General features: G+C 71.7%; 15 protein-coding genes. 9 read left to right on the top strand and 6 right to left on the bottom strand.

The window, feature by feature from the left end; all coding sequences use genetic code 11:
- Positions 1-49: 49 nt before the first annotated feature.
- The 4 genes from O0S08_RS23945 to O0S08_RS23930 all read left to right on the top strand — a co-directional run bounded on the left by O0S08_RS23945 (position 50) and on the right by O0S08_RS23930 (position 5,167).
- On the top strand, positions 50-1,555 hold the full coding sequence (locus O0S08_RS23945) for a M23 family metallopeptidase (RefSeq protein ID WP_269041553.1): 1,506 nt from the start codon (positions 50-52) through the stop codon (positions 1,553-1,555).
- 936 nt (positions 1,556-2,491) lie between these two features.
- Complete coding sequence (locus O0S08_RS23940) at positions 2,492-3,271, top strand: VOC family protein (RefSeq protein WP_269041552.1); 780 nt, start codon at positions 2,492-2,494, stop codon at positions 3,269-3,271.
- 348 nt (positions 3,272-3,619) lie between these two features.
- Entirely contained in the window at positions 3,620-4,450 is an 831-nt protein-coding gene (locus tag O0S08_RS23935; RefSeq protein ID WP_269041551.1) for an ankyrin repeat domain-containing protein, read from the top strand.
- A gap of 384 nt (positions 4,451-4,834) precedes the next feature.
- Positions 4,835-5,167, top strand: a complete 333-nt coding sequence (locus tag O0S08_RS23930) for a thrombospondin type 3 repeat-containing protein (protein WP_269041550.1) — start codon at positions 4,835-4,837, stop codon at positions 5,165-5,167.
- Positions 5,168-5,275: 108 nt separating this feature from the next.
- Here the strand turns inward: O0S08_RS23930 and O0S08_RS23925 are convergent, their stop codons facing one another.
- Positions 5,276-6,172: a LysR family transcriptional regulator gene (locus O0S08_RS23925; RefSeq protein ID WP_269041549.1), complete on the bottom strand. Its 897-nt coding sequence runs from the start codon at positions 6,170-6,172 to the stop codon at positions 5,276-5,278.
- 96 nt (positions 6,173-6,268) lie between these two features.
- Between O0S08_RS23925 and O0S08_RS23920 the strand changes: the two genes are divergently transcribed.
- On the top strand, positions 6,269-7,123 hold the full coding sequence (locus O0S08_RS23920; protein ID WP_269041548.1) for an oxidoreductase: 855 nt from the start codon (positions 6,269-6,271) through the stop codon (positions 7,121-7,123).
- A gap of 163 nt (positions 7,124-7,286) precedes the next feature.
- On the opposite strand, the gene O0S08_RS23915 is transcribed toward O0S08_RS23920, so the two are convergent.
- The 3 genes from O0S08_RS23915 to O0S08_RS23905 form a co-directional block, all read right to left on the bottom strand.
- Positions 7,287-7,541: a hypothetical protein gene (locus O0S08_RS23915; protein WP_269041547.1), complete on the bottom strand. Its 255-nt coding sequence runs from the start codon at positions 7,539-7,541 to the stop codon at positions 7,287-7,289.
- 188 nt (positions 7,542-7,729) lie between these two features.
- Positions 7,730-8,404: a hypothetical protein gene (locus O0S08_RS23910; RefSeq protein WP_269041546.1), complete on the bottom strand. Its 675-nt coding sequence runs from the start codon at positions 8,402-8,404 to the stop codon at positions 7,730-7,732.
- Between the two features lie 108 nt (positions 8,405-8,512).
- Entirely contained in the window at positions 8,513-9,067 is a 555-nt protein-coding gene (locus O0S08_RS23905) for a hypothetical protein (protein WP_269041545.1), read from the bottom strand.
- Positions 9,068-9,382: 315 nt separating this feature from the next.
- On the opposite strand from O0S08_RS23905, the gene O0S08_RS23900 reads away from it, so the two are divergent.
- The 4 genes from O0S08_RS23900 (at position 9,383) to O0S08_RS23885 (ending at position 14,646) form a co-directional block, all read left to right on the top strand.
- Complete coding sequence (locus O0S08_RS23900) at positions 9,383-10,519, top strand: MYXO-CTERM sorting domain-containing protein (protein WP_269041544.1); 1,137 nt, start codon at positions 9,383-9,385, stop codon at positions 10,517-10,519.
- 538 nt (positions 10,520-11,057) lie between these two features.
- The gene (locus tag O0S08_RS23895; RefSeq protein WP_269041543.1) at positions 11,058-11,444 is read left to right on the top strand and encodes a YciI family protein; all 387 of its coding nucleotides are present in this window, start codon (positions 11,058-11,060) and stop codon (positions 11,442-11,444) included.
- Between the two features lie 5 nt (positions 11,445-11,449).
- Positions 11,450-12,706 (top strand): RNA polymerase sigma factor, encoded by a 1,257-nt coding sequence (locus tag O0S08_RS23890; protein WP_269041542.1) that lies wholly within the window; start codon positions 11,450-11,452, stop codon positions 12,704-12,706.
- A 29-nt stretch (positions 12,707-12,735) separates the two neighbouring features.
- Positions 12,736-14,646, top strand: coding sequence for an ankyrin repeat domain-containing protein (locus O0S08_RS23885; protein WP_269041541.1), 1,911 nt, complete (start codon positions 12,736-12,738; stop codon positions 14,644-14,646).
- A 393-nt stretch (positions 14,647-15,039) separates the two neighbouring features.
- Here the strand turns inward: O0S08_RS23885 and O0S08_RS23880 are convergent, their stop codons facing one another.
- Entirely contained in the window at positions 15,040-15,873 is an 834-nt protein-coding gene (locus O0S08_RS23880) for an STAS domain-containing protein (RefSeq protein ID WP_269041540.1), read from the bottom strand.
- A gap of 164 nt (positions 15,874-16,037) precedes the next feature.
- A complete protein-coding gene (locus tag O0S08_RS23875) occupies positions 16,038-18,143 on the bottom strand; it encodes an InlB B-repeat-containing protein (RefSeq protein ID WP_269041539.1) in 2,106 nt (701 codons plus the stop codon).
- Between the last annotated feature and the right edge of the window lie 173 nt (positions 18,144-18,316).

Here is an 18,316-nt window from a genome sequence, read left to right as displayed (position 1 = left end):
CGCGGTCACCTCTCTCGCGTACCCCGTGACGAGAGATCAGGAGCGAACCGTGGATTGTTTCAAGCACGTCTTATTCTTCGGCCTCTGTGCCGGCCTGTGCGGCTGTGACGAGGAGCCGGCGGCCGAGGCCGAGGAGACGCCGACGATCGCCCCCGGTGCGCCGCGGGCGATCACCGAGGTGGCAGAGTACGACCGCATCGTCGGCGAGGAGGCGAACGAGGCGTTCGCGGGGTTCGCCGGCACGGCGGACGCGCCCGATGTCCGCGTGTTCGCGCCGGGCGAGATGTCGGGCCACCTGTCCCCCGAGACAGATGAATTCGCGGCCCCGGTCCGGCCGAGCCTGGCGGCCGGCGAGATCGCGGAGCCCGCCGGTTATGGCCACTACTGCAGCATGACCTGGCCGGGCGGCGGCTGGGCTTACTCCTGGGACACCAACGGCGGCGATCCGTGCGCCTATCTGATCAGCCAGTTCGGCGCGGGCACGATCCGCAAGGCGGGCCTGTTCTCGGCCGCCGGCGCCAACGAGACGGTGATCTGGTGCGACGGCCAGACGTGGGGCCCGGGCGTGTATCGCGGGTCCGGCGGCGCGCCGCTGACGTGGGCGTTCGACGCGTCGGTGGCCGCCGAGGAGCCAAACTGCGTGATGACTGTGTCCCCGCTCGAGCTGCCGATCTTCGAGCGCTCGCCGGCGACGTTCTCGTCGAGCGGCACGGGCGTCGACTTCGCCCGCGAAGGGGCGCCGACTCTCAACACGGGGTGGTTCGGGGCGGTCGCGCCGTACCTCAACGCGGCGGCGACGAAGGTCAACTTCAAGGGCCACGCGATCACCGACTACATCGACGACCACGACGGCTGGGACTGGGGTGCGGCCGAGAACACCGACCTGTACGCGATGACCGACGGTAAGGTGATCGTGAGCCGCGATTACCAGACCTCGGCGGTGGTGTGCGCGACGGCCGAGTCGGCGAAGAAGAAGTACGGCGGCTGCATCAACCGCGACTTCGCGGCGGGCTGGCCGGCGGCCTGCTCGAGCTGGAACGACCTCAGCGCGTCCTGCCAGGCCGCGATCGCGGCCGGCGACTACATCGAGTACCGCAACGCCGGCTGGGACGGCTTCCTGCAGGGCGAGGTGTACGTCCGCCACAAGATCGTGACGACGCCGGCGACCTACAACGAGAGCTTCGTGGCCGGCTACTTCCACGTCAAGCGCACGGTCACGCCGGCGGTCGGCACCAACGTCACGAAGAACACGATCATCGGCGACGTCGGCAACGGCGGCTGGACGAGCGGGCCGCACCTGCACCTCACGGTGATCCGCGAGACCAACGTGGGCACGCCGACGCAGAAGGACCGGTGGTTCGTCGCGAACGCCGACAACTGCACGTCCTGCGCCGGCGGCTCGCATGAATTCCACCGCTACGCGGTCGACCCGTACGGCTGGCAAGCGCCGCTGCACATCGACCCGCGCGGGTGGGTGACGAAGGACGGGGCGATGAGCCCGAAGCTGTGGAAGTCGAACGCGAATCCGCCGGTGGTCGGCGGTTGGGGCGATTGAGCGAGTGTTTGCCCGACCTCGCCCGCTCCACGTGTGACGCGGCCCAGGACCGTCTTGCCCGAGACGGCCCTGGGCCGCGGCGCCCGACATCGCCCGCGCTCGGCGACGAGCGCGCCGCGCTCGCCGAGGACGTTCGGCCCGCGGTGTGCCGACGATCGTTCGCGCATGCGTGGCCGGCCGGAGCGACTGTCGGCCGAACCCGCTGCTCGGTCGGCGGATGTGAGCCCCGTGATGTTCGGATTCGCGATCATGGGGTTGACGGTCGTGGGATTCACGGTGATGACATTTCGGATCGCGCGATTTGCGGTCGCTCGATTGCGGTGGTGATCTTCGCAGTCTCGTGATTGGATTCGCTGCCGCGATTCGATCCTCGGATTGCTCGTCGTGCGCGAGGAGCCCGCGTTGTCGGGTGAAATCACGGCAGACGGCGGAGTGCGCTGATTCGGCGGGACCGGGGCACGGCGCAGAGGCGCGCGGGCAACCGGTCGCGCGACGAGTCGGAGCGGCAGGTCGAGCGCGGCGGCAGCGGGTACGGGCGTGGCCGGAGGTCTGCAGCGCTGTAGTTAAAGGTATGGCCGAGGCGGGGGTGTCGGAGAGCCGGACCGGGAGTCCCGGAGGGCGACGTCGCGCGGCACGAGGGGCCTGACGCTCGTAATGCCACAGCTGGGGCAGAGGGCGCAGATGAACGATGTTTTTCTGGCGGAGCGGACCGACGATGGCCGAGGCGGCGGCTCTGCAGCGACGGCCGAGACCGCTCACCGAGGCGTGACAGGCATTCTCGGGTTTGTATCCGGAAATCACCTCGAGCCGGGTGCGCGAAATTGTCTTGATGAACTGCACTTGTTTGTTGCAAGTTGTCACCCGGGCTGACGCGCAGATGCGCGCGGCTGTCCCGGCCGCGTGTTGCGGCGCCCGACCCCCGAGAGAGTGACGACCATGACCCTCCGACCCGAATACACCGACGGGGCCCCTTGCTGGGCCGACCTGATGACCCCCGACCGCGAGGGCGCCGAGCGCTTCTACGGCGGCCTGTTCGGCTGGACCTTCGATCCGCCCAATCCGGGCTTCAACGGCTATGCGATGGCCCGCCGCAATGGCCAGAGCGTCGCCGGGATGATGCAGATCGTGCCGGGGCGCGGGATGCAGGTGGCGTGGAACACCCATTTCAGCGCGTCGGACGCGGCGGCGACGGGGCGCAAGATCGTCGCCGCCGGCGGCACTGTGCCGCTCGAGCCTCACCCGGTCGGATCGCTCGGAGTGATGATGTTCGCGGCCGACCCGACCGGCGGGTACTTCGGCGTGTGGCAGCCGGGCGAGCACCGCGGCGCCGAATGGGCGTACCGGCCCGGCGGGATGTGCTGGCACGAATTGTACACGCGCGACGGGGCCAGGGCCGACGCGTTCTACCAGGCGGTCTTCGCCTACGCGCCGGCGAAGGTCCCGAGCGACAAGGAGGTCGACTACGCCAACTACGACCGCGGCGGCCGGCCGCTGTGCGGCAGGTTGGAGATGACGGCGGCCTGGGGCGGGGTGCCGCCGCACTGGTTGACGTACTTCGCGGTCGAGGACTTCGAGGCGTCGCTGGCCAAGCTGCGCGCGCTCGCCGGCGAATCGATCCACGGGCCGTACCCGACGCCGCTGGGGCCGAGCGCGCTCGTCCGCGATCCGTACGGGGCCGTGTTCGGGCTGACGCAGCTGCGCGGGCCGTCCGCGTGACGCGAAGCGGCCGCACGCGCACTGGCTGCGATCGGGCGAGCGCGCCCCGTGGATCGGTCCGATGTCGTGCGGCGAATGCGTGGAGGCGAACCGAGGCGGCCCGGATCGATCGATACGGGGGACCACGCAATTCGCGGCGCCCGACGTGGCGCGCAGGCCACATGCGCCGCGTGGTGGCCGGATCGCCGAGCTTCGGGCGCGATCGTCGTTTGCGGGGCTGCTGCCGCGGGCGGCCCTGCGAACGATGTTCGATGGGACCGGAGGGCGGTGCGGGCGCTTGAACTTTCGCCGATCGATTCCATAGACCGGAGACGGGCGTCGATGCGAGCGTCCGGGAGGGCTCGCCCGATGCAGGACGCGGACAGCACCCAGATCGAGAGGTTCCGCGAGGCGGTGGCGGCGATCGACGGCGGCCAGCAGGAGCGGCTGGTGGCGCTGCTGGACGCGGATCCCGGGCTGGTGGCGGTGCGCTGCCGCGTCGGCGAATGGTATGAGGCGGGCTACTTCGCCGGGGCGACGCTGCTGCATCACGTGGCCGGCAACCCCGATCGCGGGCCGCTGCCGGCCAACGTCGTCGAGGTGGCGCGGCTGCTGCTCGACCGCGGCAGCGCGGCGTGGGCGGCCCAGGCGACCCTCGAGCTGGTGCTGACGAGCCGCCGCGCGTCCGAGTCGGGGGCGGCGCCGGAGCTCATCGACCGCCTGATCGCCGGCAGGGCGCGGCTCGACCTCGCCGACCCGGATCTGCTGTCGAAGCCGCTGCTGAACGCGGCGCCGGCGACCGCCGAGGAGCTGGTCCGCCGCGGGGCGAGGATCGATGTCCGTCACGCGGCCGCGCTCGGCCTCATCGACACTCTGACCGACCTGCTCAGCCCGGACCTCGATAGCGACTTGCTGGCCGAGGCGCTGGCGTACGCGTGCATCCACGGGCAGCACCTGGCCGTGGCGCTGCTGCTCGGCTGCGGGGCAGAGGGCGACCGGCTGGTCCGCCCGGGCGGCCAGTCGCCCCGCTCGTCCCTGCACGAGGCGGCGAGCCGGGGATACCTGGGCGTGGTCGAGCGGCTGCTGGCCCACGGGGCCGATCCGCAGGTGAGAGACGGCCGCTGGGACGGTACCGCCGCGGACTGGGCCGAGCACGAGGGATACCCGGAGCTGGCGCGCCGGCTACGGCGGGCGTCTTGAGGTTTGATGTCTCATGGGGCATGTTTTAAAGTGCATGTCGAATAGGGCATGTTGAAAAGGTCATGGTGATAAGGCCATGTGAGGAGATCGAGCGGGCGCGGGCGGGCGGTTGGTGGCGAGCATGAGGACATGTCGAGATGGACATGTTTCATGAGACACGTGGAGGAAGCCGACGCGGCCGGGCGTTCGGCGGCCTCATGCGTCGGATCGATCGCGGAGCGGCGACTCGATGAGGGCGTGCCCGGCGAGTGGGCGGAGCTGGGCGCGGTCGGAGCTCACTCGGGAGGCGTCGCTGCCGCGCAGCGCGTGCGGGGGGCGTGGCTCGGCCGTTTTCGCGGGGATCCGCGCTCGCGCGCTCGCGGGCGGGGTGCTACCCTGGCCACCGTGATGGCTCGCGTCGCCGGTCTCTTGTTGCCTGTCCTGCTCTTCGGATGCGCCCAGTCGAACACGACGCAGGCGCCACCGGTGTCGCTCGATGCGACGAGCGGGCCGGTCTCGCGGCCGAAGCCGATCACGGCCCCGACCGACCGCGACGGCGATCGCGTGCCGGACGCGGTCGACGCGTGCCCGGACCAGGCCGGTGGGCCGCGCGACGGCTGCCCGGTGGTCGATCGCGACGGTGACGGGATCTCCGACCGCTTCGACAAGTGCCCCGATGTGCCCGAGCTCCGCGACGGTCGGGCCGACGGCGACGGCTGCCCGACGCAGAGCCAGTGAGCCGGCGCGAGGCAGTCGGCGAGGTCGCGGCGCGAGGCCACGGGGGAGCAGGACGGCAGCGAGGAGGACGGCGAGGTCGCGGCGCGAGGCCGCGGAGCAGGACGGCGGCTACTTGCGCCGACGCGCGCGCAGGAAGTCGACGAGGGCGCGGAGCTTGGGCGGGGTCTGGGTGCGGCTCGGGTAGTAGAGGAACAGGCCGGGGAAGCGCGGGCAGTAGGCGGTGAGGACGCGGACGAGGCGCTTTTCGGCCAGCGCGTCGGCGATCGCGTGCTCGAACAGATACGCGAGGCCGAGGCCGTCGAGCGCGGCGCGGATCATGAGGTCCTCGTCGTTGGTGATCACCCGGCCCTCGACGGCGAGGGTGATGTCGCGGCCGGCGTCGGTGAACTCCCACCGGTACAGGGCGCCGCTCGAGATCTGGCGGTAGTTGATGCAGTCGTGCGCGAGCAGCTCGCGCGGGTGCTTCGGCTTGCCGCGGGCGGCGAAGTAGGCGGGCGAGCCGACGACTGCCATGCGCATGTCGTCGGTCAGCCGGACTGCGATGGCGTCGCGGTCGAGCATCTCGCCGATCCGGATGCCGGCGTCGAAGCCCCCGGCGACGATGTCGGTCAGGCCGTCGTCGATGCTGATGTCGAGCCGCAGCTCGGGGTAGGCGGCCAGGAACGACTCGAGGATCGGCTCGAGCACCGTCTTGCTGGCCAGGCGCGGGACGTTGAGCCGCAGGGTGCCGACGGGGCGCCCGCGCACCTCGTCGAGCGACTCGAAGGCGGCGCGCACGCTGTGCATGGCCGGGCGCAGCTGGGCGAGGAAGCGCGCGCCGGCCTCGGTGAGGCCGACGCTCCGGGTGGTGCGCTGCAGCAGTCGCACGCCCACGCGATCCTCGAGCGCCCGCACGCTCTGGCTCACCGCCGAGGGCGTGACGCCCAGCTCGGCGGCGGCGGCGGTGAAGCTGCGCCGGTCCGCCACCACCATCAAGGCCGTGAGGCCCGAGAGGTCGTCGTGCATGCGTCGGCATTTTTTAGCAAAACTACATGACGAGCGGCAATTCCAGGGCTTCTCCAGCGGCTGCGGCGCCCCTACGGTCGTCGGCAGGAGAACGCCATGAGCACGCACGTCACCGCCACATCTTCCAGAGTCTGGTTCGTCACCGGGTCGTCGTCGGGGTTCGGCCGGGCCCTCGTCGAGGAGGCGGTGTCCCGCGGCGAGCGTGTCTTCGCCACCGCGCGCAGGCCGGAGATGCTGGCCGATCTGGCCGCCCGCGCGCCCGAGCAGGTCCGACTCGCCGCGCTCGACGTGACCCGCCCCGAGCAGGTGCGCGCGGCGGTGGCCGCCGCGATCGCGCAGTTCGGGCAGATCGACGTGCTCGTCAACAACGCGGGCTTTAGCACCATCGGCGCGGTCGAGGAGACGCCCGAGGCGGAGCTCCGCGCGACGATGGAGCTGATGTTCTTCGCCGCGGTCGCGACGACCCGAGAGGTGCTGCCACACATGCGCGCGCGCGGCACCGGCACGATCGTGCAGATCACGAGCGTCGGCGGGCTGACGACCTCTCCCGGATTCGGACCCTACTGCGCGGCCAAGCACGCGCTCGAGGCGCTGTCCGAGAGCCTGGCGGCGGAGGTGAAGCCGTTCGGGATCCGCGTGCTGGTGGTCGAACCGGGGGCGTTCCGCACCAGCCTGTTCGGCCCGGCGTTCCGCACCATGCCGGCGATGGCGGCGTACGCGTCGACGGTCGGGGCGATTCGAGCGTGGGCCGCCGACATGAATGCGCGGCAAGCCGGCGACCCGGCCAAGGCGGCGCGCGCGATCGCCGAGGTGGTGTCGGGCGCCGAGATGCCGCTCCGGCTACCGCTGGGCGGCGACGCGGTCGACAACATCCGCGCCAAGCTGGCGTTCGTCGCGGCCGACGTCGATCGCACGGAGGCGATCGCCCGGTCGACCGACTTCGACGCGTGAGCGCGGCCCGGGAGGCGAGTTTCGGCCGCGAGTGGGGTGACCGCGAGGGGCGGAGGCCCGGTCGGGAGCGAAGGGCCTGAGCGCCGGGTGAGATGGCCCGAAGGTCAGGTCACTTGCGGGGTGACAGGTCCTGAAGGTCCTGTCACTCGCGCGCGCGCCGGCCTCATGCGCCGCGGTCGCAGCTCGGGTTGTCGTCGCTGTCCCACTCGCCGTCGTCGGCGCCGGCGCCCTGCTCGCTGGCGCGGGCCTCGTCTTCGCAGCCGGCACTGCACGGGACGCCGTCCGGCTCGTCATGGAGCTCGCCGGACTCGAGCCAGCGGCGGATCTGTCCGTCGTCCGAGGGGTGCTCGTCCAGGCAACAACCACCCGCGAGCGTCGCGCTCGCCAGGATCCACGTCGACCATCCTTCGCGCTGCATCACACGTCTCCCTACGTCCTCTCAGGATGCGGGCGGCGTCGGGCTCTTCCAGTCAAGTCGGCGTCAATTCGCCGTCGGACGCCGGTCGCGGCGCCCGCCGGCGCCGGTCGCGGTCGTCCGGCGAATGCGGCCGCGGGTTCGCTGATGTCCCGAAGGACATGTCGGAACGGGCCGGTCCCGGGCGCGGCTCAGGCGGCCAGGCTCGCGAGGGTCATCGAGGGCATGAGGGCGGTGAAGATCCGGGCGAAGGCGGCGAACACCCGATCGATCAAGGCGGCGGCCTCGGCGCGCTCGTCGTCGGTGAAGCGGATCGCGTCGAGCTCGCGCTCGACGTGTTCGTCGTGGAGCTCGTGGTCGTCCTCGACGGCGAGGTGACGGCCGTCGAAGTACTGCAGGCGATCGACGCAGCCGGAGGCGCGGACGTGGGCGGCGAAGCGGGCGAAGCCGACGCCGGCGGCGGCCTCGAGGGCGTCGACGAGGACGATCCGCAGGCGATCGTCGGACAGGCGGAACACCTCGGCGGCGATGGCAAGGGCGCCGGCGCGAGCGTCGGCGAACTCGGGGGCGAACAGCTCGTCGAGCGCGACCGGGGCGCCGAAGATCTCGAGCAGGTCGGCGTGAAACCACTGCTCGTGGCCGCGATCCTCCTCGCAATGGCGGAGCAACAGGGCCCGGTACCGGGGGTCGCGCGCGAGGTCGGCGTTGAGGCGGATGACGTCCTGGAACACGTAGACCCAGAAGGACAGGCCGCGTGCGAAGGCGAGGGCGTGCCGCAGCTCGCTCGTCGGGCGCAGGAGGGCGAAGAAGGGGTGGCGCGCGAACTGGTCGGCGCTGCGCTTCAGGTGCGTGCGGACGTGGTGCATACGGGACGGTCCAGGGGACAGGGGGGGACGGCGCACGACCGAGGTCGGGCCGCTCTGGTTGCTACTGCATCGCGCCCGCGGGATCACGAAAATGGCCGCGGCGCATGCTCACGACGGCGCCCGGGGAACCCATGGGACGCCCGAGGCGATATTCGGCGGCCGAGGGCGGTCGTGTGGGGCGATTGGGGCGGGCGCCTCGCGATCGAAACCGGCGATCGAGGCGCGAGGACAAGCCGGCGGGCTCAGGCGGTCGTATCGGGCGATTCGCAGCTCGAGCGGAGACGAGAGGCGGCAATGCGTGCTCAAGCATCGCCCTCGTCGGCGTCTGCTGGGTCGACTCGATCGTTTTTCCCTGAGCAGCACCACGTCGGGGTCGCCCTGGAGATGGAGGCGAATCGCGTCCATGTCTTCGAGATCGGAGATCTCGAGGAGGACGGGAAAGCCGCGGTGAGCCGCTCGGATCCAGATCTCCCTGTCGGCGTCGAAATTGGCGTAGAGCATGGCCTTTCTGCCGAACGCCGCGCGATACGCATCGTATGTCCCTCCGTAGTACGAGCTCTCGCGCTCCTGGAGCGGGAGGTTCAGGCGCCGCTCGACGAGCGCGCGCGCCCCGGCGAGGTCGTGGTGGGAGATTCCGAAGGTGAAGTACCGGTGAGCGGCCATGTCGTGTCTCGCAGAGGCGAATGCGACGGGGCGACTCGGGGCAGGATGGCATGTCCCGAAGGACATGTCACTGCAGAGGCTCGGGGAGAGACGGAGGTCGAGAATCGCGAGCGGAGCTCTGGCGCCGGCGAGGATCGGCGGATTCGCCAAGAATCATTCCCGCGGGGCCCGTCCTGGTTTGTCGGACGGACGGGGACGCGCGGCGCGGACGTCGGGGCCCGACACGGGCGCCATGGCTCATGCGCTGAGAAGGTAGCGAGGTCGTCGAGATCGCAGGCGATGCGGGTCGGCACGGTTCGTGGATCGGACCCAGGCATGCTTAGGAATCGCTTTTGGACCAGCTTCGCCGAGGGCGCCGTGCTGGCCGGCACGTGCGCCCTCGTGCTTTCTCTGCCCCGCCTCGCCGACGCGTGCGGCGCGACCCCATCCGAGCTGCGCGAGACCGTGCCGGCCGACGGCGACACCTATCCGGCCAACGCGGCGCTGATGTTCTGGGGCGACGGCCTGTCGGTCGACAAGGTGACGGTGACGATCGACGGCGAGCCGGCGGCGCTGGTGCCGGCGCCGCTGGTCGAGGGGCTGGGCGCGCTGGCGGTGAAGGTCGAGCCGGAGCCGCTGCCGGGCCAGGTGGTGGTGGTGGCGGGCGAGTTCTGCGACGAGAACGACAACTGCCCGGCGTCGATCACGTTCACGGCGGGCGAGCCGGACGTCACGGTTCCGGCGCCGGTCGTCGAGGCGTCGTTCTTCGCGGTGTTCGAGCACGCGCCGCTCATCCTCCCCGGCGGCTGCGACGGGGGGTTCCAGGTCGATCAGACGATCTACGTGCACCTCGAGCAGCCGGCGCCGACGGCCGGCGAGGCGGCGTCGTTCTTCGAGGTGACGTGGGACCCGGGCGAGGAGTTCGAGCCGTCGGCGCTCCGCCGCACGGCGCGCGCGCTCGAGCCGACGACGATCCTCCCGATCGCGCTCCCGGCCGACCGCTTCGGCGGCGCCGACGTGAGCACCGACGTCTGCTTCGAGGTCGTGGCGCGCGATGCGGCCGGCAACGCGTCGGCGCCGTTCGAGCTGTGCCCGCCGTGCTTCATGCGCGCCGACGCGGCGCCGCTGCCGGACTCGTCGGAGGCGCCGCCCGAGCCGCTGTGGACCGAGGCCGACGCGGTCCCGGGCAGCGCGTGCGCGCCGGCGACGGAGACCACCGGCGAGGACACGGCCGGCGAGAGCGGCGAGGAGCCGACGAGCGGCGGAGAGAGCGAGAGCGGCGAGGCGCCGACGAGCGGGACGACCGCCGAGCCCGACAGCGAGACGGGGGCGCAGGAGGAGACCAGCGACAGCGCGACCGCCGGGGAGGACGCGCCCGACAAGGGCTGCGCGTGCAACAGCGACGGCGAGGGCGGGCTCGGCTCGCTGCTGCTCCTGGCGCTCGGGCTGGTCGGGGTGCGCCGGCGCAGGTGAGCTACGCCTGTCGCCGGGGGGCGCTGCGACGAGCCAGACAAGGGCTGGGCGTGCAACCTCGACGGCGGCGCTGTCGGCGGGACGCTGCTCGCGGCCATGGATGGCCGACCTCCCGGTGGGCAGGCGCGGCGGCGGCGAGGGCAGCGCTCGTCGGACCGGCACCGACCCGCGCCTGCAGCGGCAGCGAGCTCGACGAATGGCGGGCGCTCTGGCTGTCGGCGCCGTTCGCCGCTGCTGTGGGCCCGAGCCAGACTGTCCGATGGAGCATGCACGAACGGACATGCTCCATCAGGCATGTTTTTAAAGACATGCTCGATCCGACAGCCATGAATGCCCCGCGGACGAGGCGGTTTTCTGGGTTTTGCCTGGATGGTGAGGGCGCGCCCGGTCTGCCGAGGCCGGCCGGCGGCTGCTCGGGCCGGCCCGCGGGATTTTTTTCGGTTATCGTCGCGGCGATGTCGAGAACCCTTCGTCGGCTCCGACTGGTCGGTGCATGCGCACCGATGTCCGGGGCGCACCAACCGAGAGGGAACCGAGCATGAAGTACATGATGATGATGCACACGCCGGCCGGGCCGTATCAGGTCGACGGCTGGTCGCAGCAGGACTTCCGCGCCCACATCGCGTTCATGAAGGACTTCGCCGTCAGGCTGCGCGAGGCGGGCGAGCTGGTGGCCGCGGAGGGCCTCGCGGGGCCCGATCAGGCCAGGGTCGTGCGCGCGGGCAAGGACGGCCAGCCGATCACCGACGGGGTGTTCCCGGAGGCCAAGGAGTTCCTCGCGGGCTACTGGATCGTCGACGTCGACAGCCCCGAGCGCGCGTATCAGCTGGCCGCCCAGGCGTCGGCGGCCCCGGGACCGGGCGGTGCGCCGCTCAACCTGGCGATCGAGGTGCGGCAGGTGATGTCCGCGCCGGTCCTCGACTGAGGGGGATGCCGCTGCCGGACCTCCGCCCCGAGCGACTGCTGCGCGAGCTGGCGCCGCAGGTGCTCGGCGCGGTGATCCGGCGCCATCGCGACTTCGCCGCGGCGGAGGACGCGGTCCAGGAGGCGCTGATCGCCGCGAGCCGGCAGTGGCCGCAGGAGGGCGTGCCGGCCAATCCGCGCGGCTGGCTGATCCACGTGGCGTCGCGGCGCCTGACCGATCAGGTGCGCAGCGAGTCGGCTCGTCGCCGGCGCGAGGCGGTGGTGGTCAGCCTGGTGCCGGCCGAGCTGCAGCTGGCGCTGGCGGCCGACGAGGACGCGGGCGAGCAGGACGACGCGCTGATCCTGCTGTTCATGTGCTGTCACCCGGCGCTGTCGACGTCGTCGGCGATCGCGTTGACGCTGCGGGCCGTGGGCGGGCTGACGACCGGCGAGATCGCCCGAGCGTTCCTGGTGCCCGAGGCGACGATGGGGCAGCGGATCAGCCGCGCCAAGCAGAGCATCAAGACGTCGGGGGTGCCGTTCCGCCTGCCGACGCCCGAGGAGCGGGCGCAGCGGCTGACGGCGGTGCTGCACGTGCTCTACCTGATCTTCAACGAGGGCTACACGAGCAGCTCGGGGCCGGCGCTGCAGCGCAGCGATCTGGCCAGCGAGGCGATCCGGCTGACGCGGCTGGTCCACGCGCAGCTGCCCGAGGACGGCGAGGTGGCGGGCCTGCTGGCGCTGATGCTGCTGACGGACGCGCGCCGGGCGGCCCGCAGCGGTCCGGAGGGCGAGCTCGTCCCGCTCGACGAGCAGGACCGCAGCCGGTGGGACGGCGCGGCGATCGCCGAGGGGGTGGCGCTGATCGAGGCGACGCTGCCGCGCGGGCAGGTCGGTCCGTATCAGCTGCAGGCGGCGATCTCGGCCCTGCACGACGAGGCGCCCCGGGCCGAGGACACCGACTGGCCGCAGATCCTGGCGCTCTACGCGGTGCTGCTGCAGCTGGCCGACAATCCGATGGTGCGCCTCAACCACGCGATCGCGACTGCGATGGTGCACGGGCCGGCGGCCGGCCTGGAGCTGCTGGCGAGCCTCGACGGCGACGCACGGATGACCGGCAATCACCGCCTCGAGGCCGTGCGCGCGCACCTGCTCGAGCGGGCGGGGGACGTGGCGGGGGCGATCGCGGGCTACCGCCGGGCGGCGGGGCGCACGGCGAGCTTGCCCGAGCGGGACTATCTGCTGGGCCGGGCTGCGCGATTGAGCGAGCGCAGGGGAGGGTGAGCCGCGAGGAATGGCGGTAAGTAAAGAAGATGGCGGCGAAGAAGAGCGGCGCGAGGAAGACGGCAGAGACGGTGGCGAAGAAGAACGCGGCGAAGAAGGGCGGCGCGAGGAAGACGGTGAAGAAGAGCGGCGCGAGGGAGACGGCGGAGACGGCGGCGAAGAAGAACGCGGCGAAGAAGAGCGGCGCGAGGAAGACGGCGAAGAAGAGCGGCGCGAGGAAGACGGCAGAGACGGCGGCGAAGAAGAACGCGGCGAAGAAGAGCGGCGCGAGGAAGACGGTGAAGAAGAGCGGCGCGAGGGAGACGGCGGAGACGGCGGCGAAGAAGAACGCGGCGAAGAAGAGCGGCGCGAGGAAGACGGCGAAGAAGAGCGGCGCGAGGAAGGCGGCGAAGACGGCGGCGAGGAAGAACGCGGCGAAGAAGACGGCGGCGAAGAAGAGCGGCGCGAGGAAGACGGCGAAGAAGGCCGGCGCGAGGAAGACGGCGAAGAAGAGCGGCGCGAGGAAGACGGCGAAGAAGGCCGGCGTAAGGAAAACGGCGCAGAAGAACGCGACGAAGAAGAGCGCGGCGACGAAGAGCGCGGCGACGAAGAGCGCGGCGAAGAAGAGCGCGGCGAAGAAGAGCGCGGCGAAGAAGAACGCGGCGGAGAAGAGCGCGGCGAAGAAGAGCGCGGCGAAGAAGGCCGGCGCGAGGAAGATGGCGAAGAGGACCGCTGCGAAGAAGACTGCTGCCGAGGAGCGGGCGCCGGGCGAGGGCCTCTCGGCCCGACTGCTGGCGGCCCTGGACGTGGGGGACGCGGCCGGGGTCGCGCGATTGTTGGCAGCAGGCGCGGACGTCGATACTCGCGACGAGGACGACATCCCGGCGCTGTTCATAGCGACGATGGACGTCGACCTTCCGGTCGTCACTGCCTTGCTCGACGGCGGCGCCGACGTCGATACGGTCGACGAGGCGCTGCAGCAGACCCCGCTGATGCTCGCGGTGGCGGAGCGCGAGCTCGAGCTGATCGCGCTGCTGCTGGCCCGCGGGGCCGACGTCGACCACTTCAACGCCGAGGTCGACGGCGCCAATTCGCCGCTGCTCGTCAGCCTCGAGTGGCATCCGCTGTCGTTGCCGCGACCGGCCGTCATCGCCGCGGTGCTGGCCGCCGGGGCCGACGTCGAGCGGCGCGACAGCACCGGCTGGACACCGCTGATGCGGGCGGCGCAGCACGAAGACGCGGCGGTCGTCGATCTGCTGCTGAAGGCGGGAGCCGATGCTTCGGTCACGGGTCCGCGCGGCCTGCTGCCGGTCGACGTGGCCGCCAGGCAAGGCCATGACGAGGTGGTGGCCTTGCTGGTCGCGGCCGGCAGCCCGACGCCCGACGAGTCGGCGGCGTCGCGGGTGGCGGCGCTGTGGCGCGGCATCGACGGGTGGTGCCGGGGGAACGCGGTGCCCTGCCACCCGTCGCTGCAGGAGGCCGGGCCGGCCGAGGCTGCCCGGATCGAGGCGCTCGAGCAGGCGCTCGCGGCCGCGCTGCCGGCCGACTTCCGCGCGCACCTGCTGCGCCTCGGGGGCCGCCCGCGGGTGCCCTTCTACGCGTACGAGTGCCTCGATGTCGAGGCGATCCTGAGCCGCTGGCAGGAGCTCGAGCGCTCGCGCAAAGGCGGGAGGTTCGCCGCGGCCGAGCCGCTCGAGCTCGACAGGGACGCGGAGGAGGTGCAATGCCAATGGTGGCACCGCGGCTGGGTGCCGTTCGCCCAGGACGGCGGCGGCAACCTCTATTGCGTGGACCTCGATCCGGGCCCCAGCGGGCGGCGCGGGCAGGTGATCCAGTGGGAGACGCACCGCGGGCCGGTGAGGCCGCTGGCGCGCTCGTTCGTCGACTTCCTGGCCGAGTACCTCGATCGGCTCGAGTCCGGCGATTGTCGGTGGGACGGGACGGCGTTCGTCCGCGGATGAGCGCGCGTCGAGCGTTGGTTCATTCGCGGTCGGCGGGCGGCGGAAATCATCTGTCCGTGAGGACAGGTTGTTCGGCCCGTGCCGGCGGCCGCGCGGGTGTCCTTGTCGGCGGCCGTGGGCGGTGAGAGGCCCCTCCTCTGCGTTGGCCAGGAGAAGCCGCGCCGTACGGCTGCGACGAACAGGGTGCGTGCCTGGGACGCCGCACCGTGAGAGCCCGACGTTGCCGCGCCCACGCGTTCGGCAATGCGACGCATGTCCTTTGGGACATGTCGCGGCGGGAAGTCGTGGTTGGGCCTCACGCCGAAGCTCGCGCCAGTGGGGGTGAACGGAGGTCGTCGCGTGTCTCGATCCTCGTCGAAGCTGTCCGAAGGGACAGGCATGGACACGGCGCGCTCAGGCGTCGACGATCTGCTTGCCGAGCAGGGCCAGGGCGTGGGCGAGGCCGCCGGCGAGGTCGGCGAGGGTGGCGATCCGGCCGAGGTCGAGGCCGCCGCCGACGATGGCCCGGGCGACGCTCGGGCCGAGGCCGACCAGCAGCGGACGGGCGCCGAGCAGGCCGACGGCCCGGGCGGCGCCGACGAGGTGGCCGGCCATCTCGGCGTCGACGACCGGGACGCCGGACAGGTCGAGGACGACGACGCGCGAGCCGTGGCGGACCACCGCGGCCAGCACTGCGGCGGTCATGGCCTGGGCGCGCTCGTGATCGAGGCGGCCGATCAGCGGGCAGACGAGGACGCCCGGATAGAGCGGCAGCACCTGGGTCGAGAGCGCGAGGATCTCGTCGGCCTGGCTGCGGATCAGCTTCTCGCGGGCGATGAGGTAGGCGTCGGCGAGCGCGGCCACGCCGGCGTAGGCGATCTTGCCGCGCTTGCGCTCCCAGAACAGCAGCGGCTCGGGATCGGCGGCGAAGTCGGCGGAGAAGGCCTCGGAGACGACCTCGAAGCCGAAGTGCATGCCGGCGGTGATCTCGGTGACCGAGACGCCCATCGAGGCCCGCTGGACGCCGAGCGCCGACAGGATGGCCGGATAGGCGCGCGGGGCGTCGCTCTCGAGGTCGGCCGCGACGGCCTCGAACACGCGCTTGACCGAGGCCCGCATGGCGTCGAGCGGGAACGCCCGGTAAAACGGCAGGTCGGCGGCCCGGACGCGCTCGCACGACTCGATCACGAGCTCGTCGAGCCGGCGTCGGTAGTACTCGATCGCGCGCTGCGCTGCCGTCGGCTCCACGGCCTTCAGGATGCCTCACTCGAGGGAAGACCGTAAACAAGCGGCGCGCCGATCGCCGCGTGTCGGCCGCCCGGGGCCCGCCGGAGGGCGAATCACCCGAGGCGCGACTTCGACCGGTCCGTCGGCGCGGACGGCTGTCGACATTCGAGAATGTCGAGTCTCGGTCAATTGGTGGCGGCCTGATGGGCGCCGAAGTTGGCAGGGCCGGCGAGCACGCGCCCGTCGATGTCGACGAAGTGACCGCCCGGGAGGTCGGCCGCAGAGAGGCCGAGGTCGGCGAGGGCGGCCCCGCCGCCGGCGAGGGCGGCCGAGTCGCTGCAGGTCGGCGCGAGCTCCTCGTCGAGGCAGAGCTCGGCGGGAGCGGCGGTCACGAGGTTGGGCTCGAGCGTCCAGGTGGCAGTGTCGGCGTCGCCGGCGGCGAATTCCCACGACTGCTCGACGCTGCCGACCACGAGGTTGCTGGCGTAGTGCATGGCGCTGAGGGGGGCCCCGGCGCCGCAATTGCCCGGGGCGCTGTTCATGTTGATCCTCAGGCCGGCGCTGTTCGGCGCGCCGACGCTGTTGGCGAACAGCCAGTAGCGCGGGGCGTCGCTCTGGCCGGCGTGGAGGTAGAAGCCGGCGTCGCTGTTGGCGAAGACGTTGCCGAACATCATGGTGTCGCCGCCGGTGCAGCCGACCTGGAGGTCGACGCCGACGCCGCCGACGAAGCGGTTATTGTACAGGGCGCCGCTGTTGCCCGGGTTCCATTGCAAGGAGGAGCGCTGGTTGGGCTCGTTCTCGTGACCCGAGCCGGTGACGACGTTGTCGTGCACCTCGAGGCCGCTGCGGCACGAGCCGAATTGCATGCCGTCCCAGCCGGCGTCCTCGACGCGGTTGCGGTAGACCTTGGCGTCCTCGAGCGGGTAGGGCGGCGGCTGCTGCTCGATGCTGTCGGTGTAGTAGCCGACGTAGAAGCCCTCGGCGAGGACGTCGTGGACGTAGTTGTGGTGGAGCCGCAGGTTGTAGAAGGTCCAGTTGTCGGCGTTGTACTCGTCGCTGCCGCCGTTCCAGATCCGGAAGCCGCTGTCGGGGCCGTCGGCGATCTCGACGCCGAAGATCTCGATGTCGGTCGAGCCGGTGTTGGTATTGCTGCCCTGCGTGTAATTGCGGACGAACACGGCCTGGCCGCCGGCGCCGGTGTTGGTGAGGGTGATGCCGTATTCGAGGTCGTCGGAGCCCTTGCCGTCGATGATGACGTGCTGGCAGTTGATGAGGTGCATCAGCCAGCTGGTGTCGTTGTTGCTGACGGCGCCGTCGTTGATGATGTGGATCGGCGCCTCGGCGGTGCCCTGGAAGTTGAAGAAGCCGAAGTCGCCGCCCGCCTCGCCGGAGATCCGCACGAGGTCGCCGGGCTGGACCTTGACGCCGTCGACCTCGCCGTTCTGGAAGTAGGAGGAGGCGCCGAGGTCGGCGATGTGCACGGTGCGGCCGGCGTCGCTGCGCGGCGGGACGCAGGTGACGAGCCGCCGCTCGAACAGGGTGCTCTGGACCTGGCCGTCGGTGATGGTGGCGCGCACGTCGTAGTCGCGGCGACCGTCGGGGCAGGTGAAGACAGTCTCGAGGGTGTCGGCGGTGGCGATCTCGCTGCCGTCGTCGGCCGCGAAGACGTGCCACTGGACGCCGGTCAGCGCGACGGCGGTGTCGATCTTCAGGGTGGTCTCGCTGTCGCTCGCGGGGGCGTCGGCGGCGGGGACGCGCACGATCTCGTGGCTGGCGACGATGCTGGCCGGCAGGGCGCCCTCGGGCAGCGGCTCGAAGGTGGCGGTGCAGCTGGCGGTGGTCTCGAGGACGACCTCGGTCGCGAGCTCGGTGCCGCTGCAGTCGCCCGACCAGCCGGCGAAGCGGTTGCCCGCCGCCGGCGCAGCGGTGAGCGAGACGGCGCCGGCGGGCACGTCGTACTCGCAGGCGGCCTCGCTGCAGGTCTGACCCGGCGGATCGGCGGTGACGCTGCCGTCGCCGACGATGGTGATGGCGAGGTTGCCGTCACCGCCCTCGGTGGTCGGACCGACGCTGGTCTCGGTGGGGTCGACGGTGGTGGGCTGCGAGGTGACCTCGCTGCTGGCCTCGGTCGGCACGCTGCCGTTCGTGGTCGCGGTGCCGTCGGTGCCGTCGGTGCCGTCGGTGCCGTCGGTGCCGTCGGTGCCGGTGCCTTCGGTGTCGGCGCCGCCGGGAGCCGGGCAGGCGGCATGGAGGAGGATGAGCGCGATCGAAGGGGCGTAGCCAAGCCGCATCGGCGAAAGTGTACCCGCGGCGCAGGTCGGCGAAAGCGTGGAGGATGCGACTCGCGCTGGGGGCGGGCGTCGACAATCCGGCCTCCGCGGATCGGGTCACTCTGGTCGGGGCAGACCCGGTTTTTTGTCGCGTCGGTCGCGAGTGCGCGAGCGCGGGCGTCGAGACAGGGACA

It is taken from the genome of Nannocystis punicea, assembly GCF_026965555.1.
GTDB classification, from domain to species: Bacteria; Myxococcota_A; Polyangia; order Nannocystales; family Nannocystaceae; genus Nannocystis; species Nannocystis punicea.
This window is presented reverse-complemented; position numbering and strand designations above follow the sequence as displayed.